Annotated in this window: 13 protein-coding genes and 1 other annotated feature; of the genes, 7 read left to right on the top strand and 6 right to left on the bottom strand. The window is 72.5% G+C overall.

Annotated features, from left to right (window positions below; translation table 11 throughout):
* Positions 1-219: 219 nt before the first annotated feature.
* The 4 genes from VQH23_RS11255 to VQH23_RS11240 form a co-directional block, all read right to left on the bottom strand.
* A complete protein-coding gene (locus VQH23_RS11255; protein WP_338665733.1) occupies positions 220-1161 on the bottom strand; it encodes an N-carbamoyl-D-amino-acid hydrolase in 942 nt (313 codons plus the stop codon).
* Between the two features lie 86 nt (positions 1162-1247).
* Positions 1248-2579 carry a solute carrier family 23 protein gene (locus VQH23_RS11250; RefSeq protein ID WP_338665732.1) on the bottom strand — a complete coding sequence of 444 codons (1332 nt, stop codon included), beginning with the start codon at positions 2577-2579 and terminating at the stop codon, positions 1248-1250.
* Between the two features lie 308 nt (positions 2580-2887).
* On the bottom strand, positions 2888-3790 hold the full coding sequence (locus VQH23_RS11245) for a hydroxymethylglutaryl-CoA lyase (RefSeq protein WP_338665731.1): 903 nt from the start codon (positions 3788-3790) through the stop codon (positions 2888-2890).
* Positions 3787-5034 (bottom strand): CoA transferase, encoded by a 1248-nt coding sequence (locus tag VQH23_RS11240; RefSeq protein ID WP_338665730.1) that lies wholly within the window; start codon positions 5032-5034, stop codon positions 3787-3789. The genes VQH23_RS11245 and VQH23_RS11240 overlap by 4 nt, the downstream gene beginning before the upstream one ends.
* 233 nt (positions 5035-5267) lie before the next feature.
* Between VQH23_RS11240 and VQH23_RS11235 the strand changes: the two genes are divergently transcribed.
* The 5 genes from VQH23_RS11235 (at position 5268) to VQH23_RS11215 (ending at position 14398) form a co-directional block, all read left to right on the top strand.
* Positions 5268-7382 (top strand): PAS domain S-box protein, encoded by a 2115-nt coding sequence (locus tag VQH23_RS11235; protein ID WP_338665729.1) that lies wholly within the window; start codon positions 5268-5270, stop codon positions 7380-7382.
* A 138-nt stretch (positions 7383-7520) separates the two neighbouring features.
* A complete protein-coding gene (locus VQH23_RS11230) occupies positions 7521-8651 on the top strand; it encodes a trypsin-like peptidase domain-containing protein (RefSeq protein WP_338665728.1) in 1131 nt (376 codons plus the stop codon).
* Between the two features lie 184 nt (positions 8652-8835).
* Positions 8836-12114 carry a glycerophosphodiester phosphodiesterase family protein gene (locus tag VQH23_RS11225; protein WP_338665727.1) on the top strand — a complete coding sequence of 1093 codons (3279 nt, stop codon included), beginning with the start codon at positions 8836-8838 and terminating at the stop codon, positions 12112-12114.
* A 114-nt stretch (positions 12115-12228) separates the two neighbouring features.
* On the top strand, positions 12229-12915 hold the full coding sequence (locus VQH23_RS11220; protein ID WP_338665726.1) for a response regulator transcription factor: 687 nt from the start codon (positions 12229-12231) through the stop codon (positions 12913-12915).
* A gap of 10 nt (positions 12916-12925) precedes the next feature.
* Positions 12926-14398: a HAMP domain-containing sensor histidine kinase gene (locus tag VQH23_RS11215; protein WP_338665725.1), complete on the top strand. Its 1473-nt coding sequence runs from the start codon at positions 12926-12928 to the stop codon at positions 14396-14398.
* Between the two features lie 225 nt (positions 14399-14623).
* On the opposite strand, the gene hrpB is transcribed toward VQH23_RS11215, so the two are convergent.
* Complete coding sequence (gene hrpB / locus VQH23_RS11210) at positions 14624-17089, bottom strand: ATP-dependent helicase HrpB (protein WP_338665724.1); 2466 nt, start codon at positions 17087-17089, stop codon at positions 14624-14626.
* A gap of 128 nt (positions 17090-17217) precedes the next feature.
* On the opposite strand from hrpB, the gene VQH23_RS11205 reads away from it, so the two are divergent.
* Positions 17218-17760: a DUF1003 domain-containing protein gene (locus VQH23_RS11205; RefSeq protein ID WP_338665723.1), complete on the top strand. Its 543-nt coding sequence runs from the start codon at positions 17218-17220 to the stop codon at positions 17758-17760.
* Positions 17761-18035: 275 nt separating this feature from the next.
* Here the strand turns inward: VQH23_RS11205 and VQH23_RS11200 are convergent, their stop codons facing one another.
* Complete coding sequence (locus tag VQH23_RS11200) at positions 18036-19511, bottom strand: SulP family inorganic anion transporter (RefSeq protein ID WP_338665722.1); 1476 nt, start codon at positions 19509-19511, stop codon at positions 18036-18038.
* 67 nt (positions 19512-19578) lie between these two features.
* Positions 19579-19634: a sequence feature (sul1 is cis-regulatory element that is thought to sense ions involved in sulfur or methionine metabolism; They are found in Alphaproteobacteria), on the bottom strand.
* 111 nt (positions 19635-19745) lie between these two features.
* Here VQH23_RS11200 and VQH23_RS11195 point away from each other — a divergent pair.
* On the top strand, positions 19746-20699 hold the full coding sequence (locus tag VQH23_RS11195) for an aldo/keto reductase (RefSeq protein WP_338665721.1): 954 nt from the start codon (positions 19746-19748) through the stop codon (positions 20697-20699).
* The last annotated feature ends 40 nt before the right edge of the window (positions 20700-20739 follow it).

Genomic DNA, 20739 nt, shown 5'->3' with positions numbered 1-20739 from the left:
GGGGAGGGAGAAGGAATTCTCCCTCCCCCTGGACCCCCACCCTCATTTTTTTCTAGGTGGCTGCCGCGGAATGCGGCGCTGGCGGTTCGCCGAGGGTCATGGACCCTCGGCGAGCGACACGTCTCCCCGGTGCCAATCGATAGAAGAAGATGATGGGGGTCCAGGGGGAAGAATTCCTTCTTCCCCCTGGTCGGGGCACGGGGGCGAAGCCCCCGAAGCTCACGCCGGCGGCTCGGCCCCCACCTGGTCCACGATCCGGCGGTAGTGCTGCGGCTGCCGGTGGGCGGCGAAGTTGAACATCTTCTCCTTGCCCTGGCGCGTGAGGTCGAGGTCGCAATCCGCCACCAGCACCTCGTCCCCGAGCGTTTTCGCCTGGGCCACGATCACCCCGTTCGGGTCCACAATGACGGAGCCGCCGATGAGGCCGGAGCCGTCCTCGTTCCCCGCCTTGGCCACGGCCACGGCCCAGCTGGCGTTCATGTAGGCGTTGGACTGGGCCGCGAGGATGGAGTGGAAGGTGCGGATCTCCTCGTTCTCCGTGGAGCCGCCATTCGGGTCGTAGGCGGCGGAGTTGTAGCCGACGACCATCAGCTCCATCCCCTGCAGCGCGTAGACACGCCAAGCCTCGGGCCAGCGCCGGTCGTTGCAGACCAGCATGCCCATGATCGGGGAACCCCAGGCGGAGGGGCCGCGGAAGGCGGGGAAACCCATGTCCCCGTACTCGAAGTAGCGCTTCTCCAGCTGCTGGAACCGGTCGCCCGCGCGGGGCTCCACGGAACCGGGCAGGTGCACCTTGCGGTACTTGGCGAGGATGGAGCCGTCCGGCGCGGTGGTGATGGCGGAATTAAAGCGCTTCCCGTCCTCCGTGCGCTCGGCGTAGCCGACGTAGAACCCCACCCCGAGTTCCCGCGCCCGGTCGAAGAGCGGCTGGACCTGCGGGTTGGGCATCGAGGTCTCGTAGTAGCTATCGAGCTCCGCACCCTCCAGCAGCCAGCGCGGGAAGAAGGTGGTGAAGGCGAGCTCGGGGAAGACCACCAGCTTTGCGCCCTTTCCTGCCGCCTCCTCCAGCAGCGCGATCATGCGGGCCAGGATTGCCTCGCGCGTATCGGCGCGCTGGTTCGGCCCCATCTGGGCGGCGGCGAGGCGGAGGATGCGGGGCATGGCGGATGGTCCTGCGCGGTTCGGCGGCCGGGTTCTGCCCCGGCGCGCCGCAAGTCACAACCGCGCAGGCAATCCGCGTGCCCGGCCTAGTGGAGAGGCCGGTTTCCGCCGCCCTCCGCGATGCCGTGAACCACCCCCACCGGATCGCGCCGCCCGATGCCGAGCAGCTGGTACATCCCGATCGCCGCAATGGTCGCCGTGCCGATCCCCGCGATGGAGAAGCCGCCGATCGTCACCGTGAAATTGCCGGCGCCGAGCACGAGGGCGGCGCCCACCGTCAGCAGGTTCCGCGGGTCCGAGAAGTCCACACGGTTGTCCACCCAGAGCCGGATCATCGCCGCCGCGATCAGCCCGAACACCACCACGGCCAGCCCGCCCAGCACCGGGCCGGGGATGGTCCGCAGCAAGGCCCCGAACTTCGGCGAGAAGCCGAGCGCGATGGCGAAGACCGCGGCCACGACGAAGAGCACGGTGGAGAAGACGCGGGTCACGGCCATGACCCCCATGTTCTCCACATAGGTCGTCACCCCCGTGCCGCCGCCGGCGCCGGAGACCATGGTGGCGATGCCGTCGCCGAGGAAGCCGCGCCCGACATAGGGGTCCAGGTTGCGCCCGGTCATCGCCCCGATCGCCTTGATGTGCCCGAGGTTCTCCGCGACGAGGATGAAGGCCACCGGCGCGATCAGCGCCATCGCCCCCACTTCGAAGGTCGGGGCGCGGAAGGCCGGCATCCCGAACCAGGGCGCGGCGGAGAGTTCCGCGAAGGAGATCGCGGGCAGCAGCCCCATCACGTTGCCGACGATCAAGTACAGCACGTAGCCGCAGGCAATGCCCGCCAGGATGGAGACCCGCCGGATCGCCAGCGGCGCGTAGACGGCGATGCAGGCCGTGGCCAGCAGCGTCGCCAGCGCCACGATCACGTGCCAGCCCGGCCCCTCGATCCCCTTCACCGCCACGGGGGCGAGGTTGAGCCCGATCGCTGCGCCCACCGCGCCCGTCACCGCCGGGGGCATCAGCCGCTCCACCCAGCTGGACCCGGTGAACATCACCAGCACGCCGATCGCCGAGTACAGCGCCCCGCAGGCGATGATCCCGCCCAGCGCCGGCCCGATATTCGGGTTCGGCCCCGTACCGGCATAGCCCGTGACGGCGATCACCACCGCGATGAAGGAGAAGGAGGAGCCGAGGTAGCTCGGCACCCGCCCGCCGACGAGGACGAAGAAGATCAGCGTCCCGATGCCGGAGAAGAGGATGGCGAGGTTCGGGTCGAACCCCATCAGCAGCGGCCCGAGGATGGTGGAGCCGGACATCGCCACCAGGTGCTGCACGCCCAGCAGCCCCGTGGTGCCCCAGGGCAGCCGCTCATCCGGCGGAACGGTGGATCCCTGGGCCAGTGGCCAGCGCGGGAAGAACGACATGCTGTGGTGCCTCCATAGATCGGCCGGCAAGGGGCAAGCCCCGTGCCGGACCAGAGGCCATGATGCCGCCGCCGCAACGGGCGGGCGAGGGGCGGCCCCGGGGAGAGAAAGAAGGAACTCTTCCGTTCCCCCGATCCCTCACCGCCATGTCTTCCAGGAGTTGGTCTCCCTCTGCCGCCGTGCGCCTTGGGTCGATGACCCGAGGCGACTGCAAGGGCAGAAAAAGTCCCTCACGCGAAGACACCGCCTCAGGAAAGCGTAGCGGCAGCCAGATGGGGTTCCAGGGGGCAGCGCCCCCTGGGGCCGCCTCACGCCGCCCGCCGCGCCGCCGGCACCCCGCGCATCCGCCCGCCCGGCATGCCGCCAGGAATTGTGGCGGCCAGGTCGGCCGCCTCCAGCAGCCGGTTCCAATCGATCCCCGTCTCCACGCCCATGCGGCGGAACAGCCAGGCCACGTCCTCTGTCGCCACATTCCCCGTCGCGCCGGGCGCGAAGGGGCAGCCGCCGAGCCCGCCGGAGGCCGAATCGAAGATCCGGCAGCCCGCCGCCCAGGCCGCGGAGACGTTGGCCACGCCCATGCCGTAGGTGTCGTGCCCGTGGAAGGCGAAGCGGCTGCCCCAGGAGGCGAAAGCCTTCTCGAACACGCGCCGCACCTGGTCCGGCGCGGCGTTGCCGGTGGTGTCGCACAGCGCGACTTCCATGGCGGGATCGAGCGCGACGATCCGCTCCACCCAGTCCAGCGCCTCCTCGTCCGGCACCACGCCCTCGAAGGGGCAGTGGAACACGGTGGAGAGGTTGAACCGCACCAGCAGCCCCGCCGCCCGCGCATCCGCCACGATGGCGGCGAGGTCGGCGAAGGATTCCTCCCGCGTGCGGTTCAGGTTCGCCTTGTTGTGGCTCTCGGTGGCCGACATGAAGAGGCCGAGCCGCTGCGCGCCCGACCCTGCCGCCAGGTCGAAGCCGCGCCGGTTCGGCACCAGCACCGTGCACTCCAGCCCCGGCAGATCGAGGGCCGCGCGCAGCACCTCGCCCGTATCCGCCATCTGCGGCACGGCCTTCGGCGAGACGAAGGAACCAATCTCCATCCGGCGGATCCCCGCCGCGTGGATGGCGCGCACCAGCGCGATCTTCCTCTCCGTCGGCACGAAGCCGCCGATGGATTGCAGCCCGTCGCGCGGGGCGACGTCGCTGATCGTGGCGCTCTCGCTCATCGCGCATCCTCCTTCAGCAGCATGTCGAAGACGTAGTCGTTGTGCTCCCCCACCGCGGGGCCGGGCCAGCGCACCATGTCGCGCGGCGGAATGCCCTCGAAGCGAAAGGGGGCGGCGGGGTGCGGCACGGTGGCGCCCACCAGCGGGTCCTCCACCTCCAGCATCATGTCGCGCGCCTGGAAGTGCGGGTCCTCCGCGCAGTCCTTCATGTCGTACAGCCGGGAACAGGGCACCTGCACCGCCTCCATCGCTTCCTGCGCCTCCTTGGCCGTCATCCCCCGCGTCCAGGCGGCGATGGCCTCGTCCAGCTCGGCGGCGTGGGCGCAGCGGCCGGAATTGCTCGCCATGCGCGGGTCCGCCGCCAGCTCGGGGCGGCCGATCCGCTCCATCAGGCGGCGGAAGATGAGGTCGGAATTGCCCGCGATCGCCAGCCACTTCCCGTCCGCGCAGGGGTAGGTGTTCGTCGGCGCCGCGCTCGGCAGCGCCGCCCCCATGGGCTGCCTGACACGGCCGAGCATGCCGTACTCCGGCAGCATCCCCTCCATCAGCGAGAAGACCGAGGAGACGAGGTCGAGGTCGATCGTGGTGCCGCGCCTCTCCGGGCTCCGGTCCCGCCCCCAGCAGGCCGAGACGAGCGAGAGCGCCGCATACATCCCCGCCAGGTCGTCGCTGATGGAGACGCCGCAGCGCGGCGGCGGCAGGTCCGTCCTCCCGGGATTGGCCGTCAGGTGCCGCAGCCCTCCCATCGCCTCCCCGATCGCGCCGAAGGCCGGCTTGTCGCGGTAGGGCCCGTCCTGCCCGTAGCCGGAGACCCGCGCAATCACCAGCCGCGGGTTCTCCGCCCGCAGCACCTCCGGCCCCAGCCCGATCCGCTCCAGGTAGCCGGGCCGGAAGTTCTCCACCAGCGCGTCCGCCCGGGCGCACAGGGCACGCACCTTCCGCCGCCCCTCCTCGCTCTTCAGGTTCAGCGCGACGGAGAGCTTGTTGCGCCCGTGGATGGAGAACCACACGGCCTTCCCGTTCACCCGCGCGCCCCAGTCCCGGTGCGGGTCGCCCTCCGGCGGCTCCACCTTGATCACTTCCGCGCCCAGGTCGGCCAGCAGCCGCGTGGCGAAGGGCGCGGCGATGTAGTGGCCGAGCTCCACCACCCGCAGCCCGGAGAGGGGCAGGCGGGAATCCTGCGGCGGCCCGTCCGGGCTGGTCGTCGGGCCGGCTGAATCCGGGCCGCTGTGAGCGTCCGGCATGGGCGTTCCTCCTGCGTCGGCGGGGATGTTCCGCGCCGGCACGGCGCTGGCAAGGGGGCAGGAAGGGGCACGAGGCCGCGCAAGGGGGGCAGTGGCGGGGGCGGGCGGCGGAAACCCGCGGCGGCGCCCCGTGCTTACCGCAGCGCTGCACCGGGCGCGGGTGGACGCCCGGCCGCATCCGGCGCAAGGAGCGGCCCGGCCGCTTCCGCCGGAACGTCAGGGATCAGCTGCGAATGGAGCCCAAGGGGGAGCCCCAGGGGAGGAATGGGGGCGAGCCGGAGCGCGAGGGGCCGGACTTCCTCGCGGGCGGCGGCGCGCTGGGGCAGCTGATCGCGGCCCATGACTGGCCTTCCACCCCCCTCGGCCCCCTGTCCTCCTGGCCCGGCCACCTCCGCACCACCGTCGGCCTCCTCCTCCGCTCCCCCGTGCCCATCGTCACGCTGTGGGGGGAGGACGGCATCATGATCTACAACGACGCCTACTCCGTCTTCGCCGGCGGCCGTCACCCCCGCCTCCTCGGCTCGAAAGTGCGGGAGGGCTGGCCGGAGGTCGCGGACTTCAACGACAACGTGATGAAGGTCGGCCTCGCCGGCGGCACCCTCGCCTACAGGGACCAGGAGCTCACCCTCCACCGCCACGGCCGGCCGGAACAGGTCTGGATGAACCTGGACTACTCGCCCATCCCCGGCGTGGACGGGCGTCCCGCCGGCGTCATCGCCATCGTCGTCGAGACCACGGGCAAGGTGCGGGCGGAGGGCGAGCTCCGCGTGACGGCCGAGGCGCTCGCGACGCTCAATGCGGAGCTGGGCCAGCGGGTGGAGGAGCGCACGCGGGAGCGCGACCGGATGTGGCGCCTCTCCACCGACATCATGCTCGTCGCCGGCTTCGACGCGCGGATCGAGGCGGTGAACCCCGCCTGGACCGCCCTTCTGGGCTGGGGCGAGACGGAGCTGCTGGGCCAGGACTTCATGGCCTTCATCCACCCGGACGACAGCGCGGCCACCCTGGCCGAGGTGGGCAGCCTCTCCTCCGGGCGCACCACGCTGCGCTTCGAGAACCGCTACCGCCGGAAGGACGGCACCTACCGCTGGCTCTCCTGGACCGCCGTGCCGGACAAGCGCTTCATCCACGCCGTCGGCCGCGACATCCAGGCCGAGAAGGAGGCCGCCGAGACCCTGCGGCGGACCGAGGAGGCGCTGCGCCAGAGCCAGAAGATGGAGGCCGTCGGCCAGCTCACCGGCGGCATCGCCCACGACTTCAACAACCTCCTCACCGGCATCACCGGCTCCCTCGAGCTGCTGCGGACCCGCCTCGCCCAGGGGCGGCTGGCCGACCTGGACCGCTACATCGCCACGGCGCACGGCGCTGCCGGGCGCGCCGCCGCCCTCACCCACCGCCTCCTCGCCTTCGCACGGCGCCAGACGCTGGACCCCAGGCCCACCAACGTGAACCGCCTCATCTCCGGCATGGAGGAGCTGATCCGCCGCACGGTGGGGCCGGCGGTCGCCGTGGAGGTGGTGGGCACCGCCGGCCTCTGGCCCGTGCTGGTGGACCCGAACCAGCTGGAGAGCGCGCTCCTCAACCTCTGCATCAACGCGCGCGACGCCATGCCCGATGGCGGCCGCATCACGGTGGAGACGGCGAACCGCTGGATGGACGAGCACATGGCGCGGGAGCGGGACCTGCCGCCCGGCCAGTACCTCTCCCTCTGCGTCACCGACACCGGAACGGGCATGACGCCCGAGGTGATCGAGCGCGCCTTCGACCCCTTCTTCACCACCAAGCCCCTCGGCCAGGGCACCGGCCTCGGCCTTTCCATGATCTACGGCTTCGTGCGCCAGTCCGGCGGCCAGATCCGCATCTACTCGGAGATCGGCCAGGGTACGACGGTGTGCCTCTACCTGCCCCGGCACCACGGCGCGGAGGACGCGGCGGAGAGTGCCGCCGCCCTGGCCGCCGCCCCGCGCGCGGAGCGCGGCGAGACCGTGCTGATCGTGGACGACGAGCCCACGGTGCGGATGCTCGTGACGGAGGTGCTGCAGGAGCTGGGCTATACCGCCCTGGAAGCGGGCGACGGCACCGCCGGCCTGCGCGCGCTGCGCTCCGACGCGCGGATCGACCTGCTGGTGACGGATGTCGGCCTGCCCGGGGGCATGAACGGCCGCCAGCTGGCCGACGCGGCGCGGGTGACGCGCCCCGGGCTGAGGGTCCTCTTCATCACCGGCTATGCCGAGAACGCGGTGCTGGGCAACGGCCATCTGGAGCCGGGCATGCACGTCCTGACCAAGCCCTTCGCCATGGAGGCGCTGGCCGGGCGCATCCGGGACCTGATCGAGGGCGGCGCCTGACCCCGCGCCGGACACCGGGTGCGGAAACGGGGGGCGGAAGGAACTCTTCCCGGGGCCGCCCGCTTGAACCCCGGCCCTTTCTTCCCTCTCTATGACGAGTAAGACCCCGCGCCGCACCCCGGAGAGCCAGAGCACCCCATGCGTTCCCCCCTGCCCCGCCGCGCCGCCCTCCTCGGCTTCGCGGCCCTGGCCGCCGCCCCCGGCTGCACCCCCCTCGACGCCCAGGCCCAAGTCGCAGGGGCCCAGGGAACAGGTTCCCCCCGCCTCACCGTGGTGCCCGATTTCGCGGACCTCGCCGCCGCCGTCCTGCCGGCCGTGGTGAACATCGCCGTCACCGGCGAGCAGACCACCCAGATCCCGCCGGAGCTGCGGGGCACCCCCTTCGAGCGCTATTTCCGGGAACGCCGGCGCGGGCAGCAGCAGCAGGTGCAGGGCGCGGGCTCCGGCTTCATCATCGACGCGGCGGGCTACGTGGTCACGAACAACCACGTCGTCGGCTCCGCAGCCCGTGTCGTCGTCTCCCTCCAGGACGGCTCCGAGCACCCGGCCCGCGTGGTCGGCACGGACGAGCTGACCGACCTCGCCCTGCTGCGGATCGAGAGCCGCACGCCGCTGACCGCCGTGCCCTGGAGCACCAGCCCCGTCCGCGTCGGCCAGTGGGTGCTGGCCTGCGGCAACCCCTTCGGCCTCGGCGGCACCGTCACCTCCGGCATCGTCTCCGCCCGCGGGCGCGAGATCGGCGCGGGCCCCTTCGACGACTTCATCCAGACCGACGCCGCCATCAACCCCGGCAATTCCGGCGGCCCCCTGTTCAACACGGCGGGCGAGGTGATCGGCATCAACACCGCCATCTACTCCCCCTCCGGCGCCAGCGCCGGCATCGGCTTCGCCACCCCGTCGGACCTGGCGAAGGGCGTGATCGACCAGCTGCGGCGCGACGGCCGGGTGGAGCGCGGCTGGCTCGGCGTGGCCGTGCAGGATGTCGGCAACGAGGGCCCGCGCGGCCGCCGCGGCGTGCAGATCCAGGGCGTGGAGCGCAACTCCCCCGCCGCCCGCGCCGGGCTGCGCCAGGGCGACATCGTGAACACCCTGAACGGCGACCGGATCGAGACCTCCCGCGCGCTGATCCGCACCGTGGCCGGCATCGCACCGGGCCAGAGCGTGCGCCTCGCCATCACCCGCGACGGCCGGGCGCAGGACGTGAACGTGCAGGTGGGCCGCCGCCCCGCGGGCACGGGCACGGGCACGGGCACGGCGCCGCAGCAGTAGCCGGCCGGGGCCCGGGTGCCGCGGCACCCGGCCCCTCTCACGCCCCCGCCTCACGATTTCTTGGCCAAGGAAGCTTCACGGAAGCCACACCGACCCTGCGACGCCAGCCGGTTAACCTTTCGTCACATGTGCGGACCCTGCCGGCGGATCGGCCGAAGGCCCGCCGAGGACGGGAGAGGCCAGCATGGCAGGCACTGAGATCCGGGTGGCGACCTTCAACGCCTCGCTCAACCGCAACGCGGAGGGCGAGCTGGTCCGGGACCTCTCCACCCCCGGCAACCTCCAGGCGCAGACCGTCGCCGAGATCGTCCAGCGCGCCGCCCCCGACATCGTCCTCATCAACGAGTTCGACTACGTCTCCGGCGACCGGGCGCTGAACCTGTTCCGGGACAACTACCTCGCCGTCGGCCAGAACACGCTGAACCTCGCCGATGGCGGCGGGCAGGCGATCGACTACGGCTACGCCTTCACCGCCCCCTCCAACACCGGCATCGCCAGCGGCCTGGACCTGAACAACAACGGCGCGGCCGTCACCACCCCCGGCGCCCCGGGCTACGGCGACGACGCCTTCGGCTTCGGCAACTACCCCGGCCAGTACGGCATGGCGATCTACTCGAAGTACGAGATCGTCTACGAGGATATCCGCACCTTCCAGACCTTCCTCTGGAAGGACATGCCCGGCGCCCGCCTGCCGGACGACGCCTCCACCGCCGCCCCCGGCGACTTCTACTCCGCCGAGGAACTGGCCGTGCTGCGCCTCTCCTCCAAGTCCCACTGGGACATCCCCGTGCGGATCAACGGCGAGATCCTGCACGTGATCGCCGCCCACCCGACGCCCCCGACCTTCGACGGCGCCGAGGACCGCAACGGCCTGCGCAACGCCGACGAGATCCGCTTCCTCTCCGACTACGTCACCCCCGGCCAGGGCGGCTACATCTACGACGACGAGGGCAATGCCGGCGGCCTGGAGGCCGGCGCCCGCTTCGTCATCATGGGCGACATGAACGCCGACCCGAACGACGGCGACAGCGTGGACTCCGCCGCCCTGCAGTTGCTGCAGAACCCCGTCATCGACGCCAGCGTCACCCCCATCTCCGCCGGCGCCACCGAGGCCGCCGCCGCCCAGGGCGGGGCCAACAACGCCCACACCGGCAACCCCAACGGGGACACGGCGGACTTCGCGGACGGCGCTCCCGGCAACCTCCGCGCCGACTACGTCCTCCCCTCCGCAGCCGGCCTCACCCCCGTCGCCGGGGGAGTCTTCTGGCCCATGGCGGCGGACCCGCTCTTCCCCCTCGCCGGCAATTACAGCCCCACCCTGCCGCCCAACGGCTTCCCCGCCTCCGACCACCGCCTCGTCTCCATGGACCTGGAGATCGACGCGGTCTTCGACACCCTCTCCGGCGACGCCCCGGAGGTCATCGCCCATCGCGGCGCCAGCGGCACGCGCCCCGAGCACACGCTGGAGGCCTATCGCGAGGCCATCCGCCTCGGCGCCAAGGTGATCGAGCCCGACCTCGTGCTGACGAAGGACGGCGTGCTGGTGGACCGCCACGAGCCGATGCTCGGCGGCACCACGGACGTGGCCGACCGCCCCGAATTCGCCGATCGCCGGACCACGAAGGTGCTGGAGGGCGAGACCGTCACCGATTGGTTCGTGGAGGACTTCACCCTCGCCGAGTTGAAGACCCTCTACGCCCGCGAGCGCATCCCGCAGCTCCGCCCGGACAATGCGGAGTTCAACGACCAGTTCCGCATCCCCACCCTGCAGGAGGTGATCGACCTCGTGAAGCAGGTCGAGGCCGAGACGGGCGTGAAGATCAGCATCATCCCCGAGACGAAGCACCCCACCTACTTCGAGTACAACGGCGTCTACGCCGACGGCACCCGGATCGGCGTGGACACCAGCCAGGTGCTGGTCGACACGCTGGTGGAGAACGGCTTCACCGACCCCACCCGCGTCTCCATCCAGTCCTTCGAGATCGCGAACCTCATCGAGCTGCAGACAGTGATCATGCCCGCCGCCGGCATCGACGTGCCGCTGGTGCAGCTGATGTACAACAACTACTCCCCGGACATCGCCTTCCACCTCAACCCCGCCAACGCCGCGCTGGGCGCCGACCCCTCGCTCTTCGACGGCTTCGACTTCCCGCTCACGGCGACGACGGTGGCCGAGGTCGGCGGCGGCGGCCTCTACTCCGCCGAGGCGATCAAGGCGATGGCCGACCTCTACGCGGACGTCATCAGCCCCTACAAGGAGGACGTCTACGCCTCCACGCCGCTGACGACCCCCGTGGACTATGACGGCGACGGCGTCCCCCTCATCGCGGCCCAACTCACGGGCGCGGAGATGGACATCGTGAAGTGGGCGCACGATGCCGGCGTGGAGGCGGTGATCTACACGCTGCGCGACGAGGAGTACTTCTCCTTCCTCAACCCCGACGGCACGGTGCAGCGCCCGGTGGAGGAGTACCTGAAGGTCATCGCCTCCGGCTTCGACGGCCTCTTCACCGATTTCCCCGGCACCGGCGTCTCGATCGTGGAGCAGCTCCGCGCGGGCGACGGCGCCATCTCCGTCCCCGGCGCGATCTCCACCGCCGGCGGTGCCCCGCGCGGCAACGACATCGTGGTGCTCGACGTGGACGGCCTCACCGCCGCCAAGGGCGGCGCGGGGATCGACACCGCCATCTACGCCGGGGAGGACCGCCTGAACCTCGCCTCCACCGTGGAGAACGCGGAGCTGCGCGGCGCCTCCGATGCCGACGTCATCGGCAACGCGCTCGGCAACCGCCTGCTCGGCGGCAGCGGCGACAACCGCCTCCTCGGCGGCGCCGGGGCCGACACGATGGAGGGCGGCGAGGGCGACGACGCCTACCAGGTGGACGACGCCGGCGACGTGATCATCGAGGGCGCGGGCGCCGGCTACGACCGCGTGACGGCGCTCATCGACTACACCCTCGGCGACAACATCGAGAAGCTGATGGTCGAAGGCGCGGCGCGCACCGGCACGGGCAACGCGCTGAACAACCGCATCCTCGCCAACGCCGTGGACACCACCCTCTACGGCCTGGGCGGGAACGACGCGCTGGTCGGGCGCGGCGGGGACGACCTGCTGGTCGGCGGCACGGGCCTGAACCGCCTCACCGGCGGCGGCGGCGCCGACCGCTTCCGCCTGGACGCGCTGGGCGCCGGGAACGAGAGCCGGATTCTCGACTTCGCCTCCGGCGAGGACCGGATCGAGCTGGACGGCACGGCCTTCGCCCTCGGCACCGCCGGCCCGATCGCGGCGGAGGCCTTCGGGACGGGCCGCACGGCGACCACCGCCGCGCAGCGCGTCCTCTACGACGCGGCGACCGGCGCGCTGTACCACGACGCGGACGGCGCGGGCGGCGCGGCCGCCACCCGGATCGCCGCCCTCGGCGCCGGCACGGCCGTCACGGCGGAGGACATCTGGGCCGCCTGACCGGCCCGGGTTCCCGGGGGCGGCACCTCCTTGCGGGGAGGTGCCGCCCCCATCTGGTCCTGGCCCCGCCTTCGGGCCATTCTAGGCCCGGAAAAAGACTTCCCAAGGACCACCATGCGTATCCTGCTGGTCGAGGACGACCCCGAGGTCGCCCGCTTCGTCCGCCGCGGCCTCACCGAGGCCGGCCACTCCGTGGAGCACCGCGACAACGGCAAGGACGGCCTCTTCGCCGCCGCCGGCGAGACCTTCGACCTGCTGGTGCTGGACCGCATGCTGCCCGGCGGCGTGGACGGCCTGCGCCTGGTGGAAACCCTCCGCGCCCAGGAGAACCGCACCCCCGTCCTCTTCCTCACCGCCCTCTCGGCGGTGGATGAGCGGGTGCGCGGCCTGAAGGCGGGCGGGGACGACTACCTCACCAAGCCCTTCGCCTTCGCCGAGCTCCTCGCCCGCGTGGAGGCCCTGGGCCGCCGCCCCGCCGCCGAGGCCCCCGCCACGAAGCTCCGCGTCGCCGACCTGGAGCTGGACCTCCTCTCCCGCACCGTCACCCGCGGCGGCAAGCGCATCGACGTGCAGCCCCGCGAGTTCCGCCTGCTGGAGCACCTGATGCGCCACGCCGGCCAGGTCGTCACCCGCACCATGCTGCTGGAGAAGGTCTGGGATTACCACTTCGACCCCCAGACCAACGTCATCGACGTCCACGTCTCCCGCCTCCGCCAGAAGCTGGACCGCGGCTTCGAGCGGCCGCTGATCCACACCGTCCGCAACGCCGGCTACATGATCCGGGCGGAGGAGGCCGCCTAGCGGCGGCACCATGCCGACGGAGCAGGTGCGCCGCGCCCCCGTCCCCCGGCTGGTGGACAGCGCCGGCTTCCGCTTCGCCGTCTTCTTCGCCGGCATGTTCCTGCTCGGCGGCGTCGCCTTCGCCGGTATCGTCTGGTACAACACGGCCGGCGGCCTGGACCGGCAGACGGACGCCGCCATCCGCGCCGACGTCTCCTCCCTCCTCGCCCGCTACCGTGAGACCGGCCGCGACGGCGTGCTGCAGGGCATCGCCTACCGCCTGACGCGGGACGGGGACGACCAGGACCTCTACCGCCTCACCGACGCCGCCGGCACGCCCCTCGCCGGCAACCTCGACGCCACGCCCGACGAGCTGGCCGGCCCCCCGCCCGAGAGCGAGGGCCTGCGCTGGCTCCGCGCCGGCATGGTGCGGGACGGGGTGGGAACCGAGGTCCGCCTCTACCGCGCCGACCTGCCGAACGGCGACCGCCTCCTCGTCGGCCGCGACGAGGAGGAGCGGCTGCACCTCCGCCAGCTCCTGGCGCGCGGCCTCGGCTGGGCCGCCAGCGCCTCCGGCCTCATCGCCCTCATCGGCGCCCTGCTGCTGCGCCGCGCCCTGCAATCCATGCTGCGCCCCGCCGCCGACACCGTCTCCGCCATCGCCGGCGGCGACCTCTCCCAGCGCGTCCCCCTCTCCGACCGCGACGACGAGTTCGACCGCCTGGGCCGCACCCTGAACGCCATGCTGGACAAGATCGGCACCCTCATGGCCGGCATCCGCGGCGTGTCGGACGCCATCGCCCACGACCTCCGCACCCCCGTCGCCCGCGCCCGCGGCCGGCTGGAAGAAGCGCAGGACGCGGACCCTGAGGCGATGCGCCGCGCCATCGAGCAGGGCATCACCGACCTGGACGGCATGACCCGCATCTTCCAGGCCGTGCTGCGGATCACGGAGGCCGAGGCGGGCGCCCGCCGCGCCGCCTTCGCCGCCATCGACCTCACCCCCCTGCTGGCCGACGCCGCCGAGCTCTACGAGGCCATCGCCGAATCCCGCGGCGTCACCCTGGAAACATCCCTGCCGGAGAGCCTTCCCCTGACGGGGGACCGCGACCTCCTCCTCCAGGCGGTCGCGAACCTGCTGGACAACGCCGTGAAGTTCTCCCCCGCCGGCGGCCGCATCCGCCTCTCCGCCGAGGCCCGGGGCGAGACCCAGCGCATCACGGTGGCCGACGAAGGCCCCGGCCTCCCCGCCGCCGACCGCGCCCGCGCCGGGGAACGCTTCTTCCGCGCCGACAATGCCCGCACCACCCCGGGCTACGGCCTCGGTCTCTCCCTCGTCCGCGCCGTCGCGGGCCTCCACGGCGGGGCCCTCATCCTGAACGACACCCACCCCGGCCTGCACCCGCCCGGCCTCTCCGCCACGCTCTGCCTGGATGCCGGGCCGACACTGGGGGGCGCGGCCACCCAGGGGGCTCCGCCACCTGGACCCCCGCCAGGAGCCTGAGGCTCCTGGACCTGCATCGGGCTGCCGCAGGACTGACTTGAGGCGTGGCGCTGACTGTCGGGTCCGATCCTGCCCCTGCAGTCGCCTCGGCTCTTGGAGCCGAGGCGCACCGTCCGCGACGCCAAACCCACTCGAAGAAGAAGATGATGGTGAGGGGTCCGGGGAGAGGAAGAATTCCTTCTTCCTCTCCCCGGGACAGACCGCCAGCGAAGAACCGGCCCGCCCCTACCCCCGCGAGGGATCCTCCGGCCAGGCGTGCCGGGGATACCGCCCGCGCATCTCCCGCCGCACCTCCGCCCATCCGCCGCCCCAGAACCCCGAGAGGTCGGAGGTCACGGCGATGGGCCGCCCGGCCGGGGAGAGGAGCGAGACCTGCAGCGGAATCCGCCCCCCCATCAGCGGCGGCGTCCCCGCCAGCCCGAACAGGTGCTGCGCCCGTGCCTCCAGCGCCGGCACCTCGCGGTCGTAGTCGATGGCGGCGCTGCGCCCCTCCGGCAGTTCCACCCGGGCGGGAAGCTCCGCGTCCAGCCGCCGCTGCAGCTCCCACGGCACCAGCCCGCGCAGCATCGCCACCGCGTCCAGCCCCTTCAGTTCCGAGAGCCGGGAGAGCCCGTTCAGGTAGGGCGCCAGCCACTCCCCGGCACCGGCGGCCAGCGCGGCGTCGGACACGTCCGGCCAGGGCGCCCCTTCAGTCGCGCGCGCCCAGCGCAGCCGCGCCCGCAGCTGCACCGCCGCCTTGGACAGGTCCAGGTCGCGGAAGCCGCGCCCCGCCGCCGCCCGCGCCAGCGCCTCCGCCACCTTGGCGGGGTCGGCGTGGGGAAGGTTCACCTCCTCCAGCACCAGCGGCCCGAAGCGCAGGCGGCGGCGGGCGACCACGGCGTTGGCGCGGGCGTCGAACTCCGTCACCTCCTCCCGCACGAAGCGCTCGGGGAAGCGCGCCTCCAGCACGGCGCGGTCCAGCGGGGCGGCCATGCGGATGCGCGCCTCCGTCCCCGCCAGTTCCAGCGCCGCCACGGCCAGCAGCGGCGCCTTGCGGAGCGGATCGTTCGCCGCCAGCCGCGCGCCCTGGCCGGAGGCGAGGCGGAACGCCCCCTCCATGGTCCCGCGCCGGGCCGCGATCCGGTCCGGGAAGCCCGCGGCCAGCAGCGCGGCCGGATCGCCCCCCGGCTCCGTCCGCTCCGGCACGGAAAGCCGCCGGCGGTGCAGCTGCGCCGTGCGGCGGATGCGCTGCACCGTGGCGCGGTCCGCCTCCGGGTGGTCGCCGCCGCGCAGCAGGTCCAGCCGCGTGTTCAGGTCCACATGCGCGTCGCGGTTCCGGATCGGGTCCCGCTCCTCCAGCAGCGCGGCCAGGTCGGCGGCCAGCGCCGCCTCGCCCGGCATCCGCGTCTCCACCATCACCCGCGCCAGCCGGGGATGCGCGCCCAGCCGCGCCATGCGCCGCCCCGTGGCGGTGATGCGCCCCGCCCCGTCCAGCGCGTCCAGTTCCTGCAGCAGGCCCCGCGCGGCCGCCACCGCACCGGCGGGCGGCGGGTCGAGGAAGGCCAGCGCCCCGGGCTCCGCCCCCCAGGCCGCGCAGTCCAGCACCAGCCCCGAAAGCTCCGCCTCCAGCATCTCCGGCCGGTCCGCGATCGGCAGACCCCGGTGCAGCGCCTCCGTCCACAGCCGGATCGCCACCCCCGGCTCCGTGCGCCCCGCGCGCCCCGCCCGCTGCTCGGCGGCGGCGCGGGAGATGCGGACGGTGGCCAGCCGCGTCAGCCCCGTGGCCGCGTCCAGCCGCGGCGCCCGCCGGAACCCGCCATCCACCACGATCCGCACCCCCGGCACCGTCAGCGAGGTCTCCGCGATGGAGGTCGCCAGCACCACCTTGCGGCGCGCGGAAGGGTTCAGCGCCCGGTCCTGCTCGGCGGGCGGCATCTCCCCGTGCAGCGGCAGCACCTCCGCGGCCACGCCCGCCAGCCGCTCGGCGGTGCGCCGGATCTCCCCCCAGCCCGGCAGGAAGGCCAGCACGTCGCCGGGATGCTCCCGCAGCGCCTCCCGAATGGCGCCCGCCATCGCCTCCGGCAGGTCCCGCGGCTCCTTGATGTCGCGCGGCCGGTGGTGGACGACGACGGGATAGGCCCGACCCGCGCTCTCGATCACCGGCGCGTCCCGCACGCCGCCCGGCACGCCGTCTCCGCCCAGCAGCCCCGCGAACCCCGCCGCGTCCAGCGTCGCGGACATCGCCAGCAGCCGCAGCTCCGGCCGCAGCGCCCGCTGCAGGTCCAGGCACAGGGCGAGCCCGAGATCCGTGTCCAGGTGCCGCTCGTGCGCCTCGTCGAACAGCACGGCGGAGACCCCCTCCAGCCCCGGATCGGACTGCAGCCGCCGCACCAGCAGCCCCTCGGTCACCACCTCGATCCGCGTCCGGTCGGACACCGCCCGGTCCAGACGGGTGGAGAGCCCCACCAGCCCGCCCGGCGCCCCCTCCCCCGCCAGGTCGGCCATGCGGCGCGCGGCGGCCCGGGCGGCCACGCGCCGGGGCTCCAGCACCAGGATCTTTCCCGCGACCCAGGGCTCCCCCAGCAGCGCCAGGGGCACGATCGTCGTCTTGCCCGCGCCGGGCGGCGCCACCAGCACGGCGTTCGGCCCCTCCCGCAGAGCCGCCATCAGGGCGGGCAGGGCCTCGGAGACGGGAAGTTCGGGCAGGTCCATCGCGCGCCCCTCTCGGCGGGGCGGGCCGGCTTGTCAAACCGTGGAGCGAAGCCGCCCGCCCGGCGTTCTGCCCCAGCAATGGGCCCGGCAGCGGGCCCAACTCGCCCGCGCCGACAGGAGGACCGCCCATGCCCGCCGCCACCCCGACGGTTCCGTCACCCCGGCCGGAAAGCCTCTCCTCCTCCCTCATGCGCAACATCCAGGTGCTGGAGCAGCGGCGCCGTCAGGAGGCCGCCAACGCGACCCGGCAGGAACAGGTGGCGGAGGCCATCACCCGCTTCACCGGCAGCATGACCTTCGTCTACATCCACCTCGTCCTCTACGGCGCCTGGATCACGATCAACCTCGGCTTCATCCCTGGCGTGCCGAAGTTCGATCCCTCCTTCGTCGTGCTCGCGATGGAAGCTTCCGTCGAGGCCATCTTCCTCTCCACCTTCGTCCTCATCAGCCAGAACCGCATGGCCGCCGCCGCCGACAAGCGCGCCGACCTCGACCTCCAGATCAGCCTGCTGACCGAGCACGAGCTGACGAAGCTCTCCCGCCTCGTCGTCCGGATGGCCGAGCGCCTGGACATCCGCGACGCCGCGGACCCGGAGATGCGGGAGGTGGAGGAGGACGTGGCGCCGGAGGCCGTGCTGGACGAAATCGAGGCGCGGCAGGGGAAGGGCTGAACGATCGCTCCAGGGGCGCTGCCCCGGGAATCCCGCCGGGGTGGCAACGGCCACCCCGGACCCCGCGATCGGGCCGCCGCGGATGCGATGACCAAAGGTGGGCGCTGCAGGCCTCCCGACCTCAGGTCAGCACGATCCTCGATGCCCCGCACCTCGGGTCATGGACCCGAGGAGAAACCCCGGCCCCGCATTCCGCGGCAGCCCCCGAGAGAAAATGAAGAGTGGCATCCAAGGGAGGGGAGAATTCTTTCTCCCCTCCCTAGGGGCCGCGGGGACTACCCCGCCTGGATCGCCGGCCCGTGCCGGTCCACCAGTACCGCGCTCGCCTCGTTCAACCCGATCACCTCCACCGCCGCACCGTGGCGCCGCAGCTTCGCCACCACGCCCTCCAGCGCGGAGACGGCGGTGATGTCCCACAGGTGCGCGCGCGTCAGGTCGATCCGCACGCGGGCGGCGGCGTCGCGCGTGTCGAAGGCGTCGGCCATCATCTCCGCGCTGGCGAAGAACACCTGCCCCGTCACGGTGTAGGTGCGCGTGCCGGACGCTTCGTCATAGGCCGTCGTCACCTCCATCAGCCGCATGACCTTGAAGGCGAAGAACACGCCGCTGAGCAGCACGCCGACCGCGACGCCGAGCGCGAGGTTGTGGGTCAGCACCGTCACGGCCACGGTGGCCAGCATCACCGCGCTGGACACCTTCGGGTGCCGCGCCACGTCGCGCAGCGAGGACCAGGAGAAAGTCTCGACGGAGACCATCACCATGATCGCCACCAGCGCCGCCACCGGCACCTGCGCCACCCAGGGACGCAGCAGCACCATGAGGATCAGCAGGAACACCCCGGCCGTGAGGGTGGAGACGCGCCCGCGCCCGCCGAAGCGCACATTGCCCACGGTCTGCCCGATCATCCCGCAGCCGGCGATGCCGCCGAAGAACCCGGCCGCCAGATTTGCCAGGCCTAGCCCCGTGCACTCCCGCGCCTTGCTGCTCGTGGTGTCCGTCAGCTCGTCCACCACGCTCGCCGTCATCATCGATTCCAGCAGGCCCACCACCGCCATCGCCAGCGCGTAGGGCGCGACGATCACCAGTGTCTCGAGGCTGAACGGCACGTCGGGAATCAGGAAGGAGGGCAGCGAGTCCGGCAGCCGCCCGAGATCCGCCACCGTCCGCACGGGCATCGGCACGGCCATGGTGAAGGCGGTGAGGACGAGGATGCAGATCAGCGGCGAGGGGATCGCCGTGGTGAGCCGCGGCAGCAGGTAGATGATCGCCAGCCCCGCCGCGATCAGCGCGTAGGTGTGCCAGCTCACCCCCAGCATCTGCGGCACCTGGGCGGAGAAGATCAGGATCGCCAGCGCGTTCACGAAGCCCGTGCGCACGGATTTCGAGACGAAGCGCATCAGCACGTCCAGCCGCGCCAGCCCGAAGCCGATCTGGAACAGCCCCGCCAGGATCGTAGCCGCCAGCAGGTACTGCACGCCGTGGCTGACGACGAGCGCGGCCGCCACCAGCGCCACCGATCCCGCCGCGCCGGAGATCATGGCCGGCCGCCCGCCCGCGAAGGCGATCACCACGCCGATGACGAAGGAGGCGAAGAGCCCGACCTCCGGATCCACCCCCGCCACGAAGGAGAAGGCGATTACCTCCGGGATGAGGGCGAAGGTGCCGACCATGCCGGCGAGGATGTCGCGCCGCAGCGCGGCAGGTCCCGCGAACCACTCGGTCCGGTCGCGGGCGATGGGCTGATCTTTCATGAGGGTGCTTCCGCAAGAGGCACGCGACGGCACCGCCGGGCGGTGCTCTGAAGGGTCGCGTCTGATGCGTTGTCCGGCGGATCGGCGGCCGGAAGAGCCACCCGGGGTTTCACCGGGTCCGGGATGAATGGCCCGATGCTAACCACCGCCTTGCTGCATTGCAACACGCGCCGCCCCTGGCGGGCTGCCCTCGGCGCGCCCAACTTCGCCCGGCAACGCGGAGAGGATCACCCCATGCAGAAGCGCCCGCTCGGCCGGTCCGGCCTGGAGATCGCCCCCCTCGTCTTCGGCGGCAACGTCTTCGGCTGGACCACCGACGAGCCCACGGGCTTTCGCCTGCTGGACGGCTTCGTGGATGCCGGGCTGAACGCCATCGACACCGCCGACGTCTATTCCCGCTGGGCGCCCGGCCACCAGGGCGGCGAATCCGAGACGGTGATCGGCAACTGGCTGCGCGCGAACCCCGGCAAGCGGGAGAAGGTGCTGATCCTCACCAAGGTCGGCTCCGACATGGGCCAGGGCCACCGCGACCTCTCGGCGAAGTGGATCGAGACGGCGGTGGAGAACTCGCTCCGCCGCCTGAGCACGGACGTCATCGACCTGTACCAGAGCCACTGGCCCGCCCCCGGCACCCCGCAGGAGGAGACCCTCCGCGCCTATGAGAAGCTCCTGAAGGCCGGGAAGGTCCGCGCCATCGGCACCTCCAACTACGACGCCGCCCTGCTCTCCGAATCCCTGGCCGTCGCGAAGGAGCACGGCCTGCCGCGCTACGAATCCCTGCAGCCGAAGTACAACCTCTACGACCGCGAGGAATTCGACGGCGCGCTCCGCGACCTCTGCGTGAGGGAGGGGATCGGCGTCATCAGCTACTACGGCCTCGCCTCCGGCTTCCTCTCCGGCAAGTACCGCTCGAAGGAGGACCTCTCGAAGAGCAAGCGCGGCGCGGGGATTGAGAAGTACCTGACGGAGCGCGGCTTCCGCATCCTGAACGCGCTGGAGGCGGTGGCCTCCAACCGCGGCGCGAAGCCCGCCGAGGTCGCCCTGGCCTGGGTTATCGCCCGGGAGGGCGTGACGGCCCCCATCGCCAGCGCCACGAGCGCGGAGCAGTTGGAGAGCCTCGTCCGCGCCGTCCATCTCACCCTGGCGCCGGAGGACATCGCGGCGCTGGACGCCGCGAGCGCCGCCTGACGCGCCAGTTGCGGCCGGGCGCGCATCGGGCCTATCCCCG

Source organism: Pararoseomonas sp. SCSIO 73927 (assembly GCF_037040815.1).
In the GTDB taxonomy this organism is placed as follows: Bacteria; Pseudomonadota; Alphaproteobacteria; order Acetobacterales; family Acetobacteraceae; genus Roseomonas.
This window is presented reverse-complemented; position numbering and strand designations above follow the sequence as displayed.

Excerpts from the sequence above, each read along its gene's own strand:
- VQH23_RS11215 (WP_338665725.1), top strand. The coding sequence starts at position 12,926 with ATGCCGACGGAGCAGGTGCGCCGCGCCCCCGTCCCCCGGCTGGTGGAC.
- hrpB (WP_338665724.1), bottom strand. The coding sequence starts at position 17,089 with ATGGACCTGCCCGAACTTCCCGTCTCCGAGGCCCTGCCCGCCCTGATG.
- VQH23_RS11220 (WP_338665726.1), top strand. The coding sequence starts at position 12,229 with ATGCGTATCCTGCTGGTCGAGGACGACCCCGAGGTCGCCCGCTTCGTC.
- VQH23_RS11225 (WP_338665727.1), top strand. The coding sequence starts at position 8,836 with ATGGCAGGCACTGAGATCCGGGTGGCGACCTTCAACGCCTCGCTCAAC.
- VQH23_RS11200 (WP_338665722.1), bottom strand. The coding sequence starts at position 19,511 with ATGAAAGATCAGCCCATCGCCCGCGACCGGACCGAGTGGTTCGCGGGA.
- VQH23_RS11230 (WP_338665728.1), top strand. The coding sequence starts at position 7,521 with ATGCGTTCCCCCCTGCCCCGCCGCGCCGCCCTCCTCGGCTTCGCGGCC.
- VQH23_RS11245 (WP_338665731.1), bottom strand. The coding sequence starts at position 3,790 with ATGAGCGAGAGCGCCACGATCAGCGACGTCGCCCCGCGCGACGGGCTG.
- VQH23_RS11240 (WP_338665730.1), bottom strand. The coding sequence starts at position 5,034 with ATGCCGGACGCTCACAGCGGCCCGGATTCAGCCGGCCCGACGACCAGC.
- VQH23_RS11195 (WP_338665721.1), top strand. The coding sequence starts at position 19,746 with ATGCAGAAGCGCCCGCTCGGCCGGTCCGGCCTGGAGATCGCCCCCCTC.
- VQH23_RS11205 (WP_338665723.1), top strand. The coding sequence starts at position 17,218 with ATGCCCGCCGCCACCCCGACGGTTCCGTCACCCCGGCCGGAAAGCCTC.
- VQH23_RS11235 (WP_338665729.1), top strand. The coding sequence starts at position 5,268 with ATGGAGCCCAAGGGGGAGCCCCAGGGGAGGAATGGGGGCGAGCCGGAG.
- VQH23_RS11250 (WP_338665732.1), bottom strand. The coding sequence starts at position 2,579 with ATGTCGTTCTTCCCGCGCTGGCCACTGGCCCAGGGATCCACCGTTCCG.
- VQH23_RS11255 (WP_338665733.1), bottom strand. The coding sequence starts at position 1,161 with ATGCCCCGCATCCTCCGCCTCGCCGCCGCCCAGATGGGGCCGAACCAG.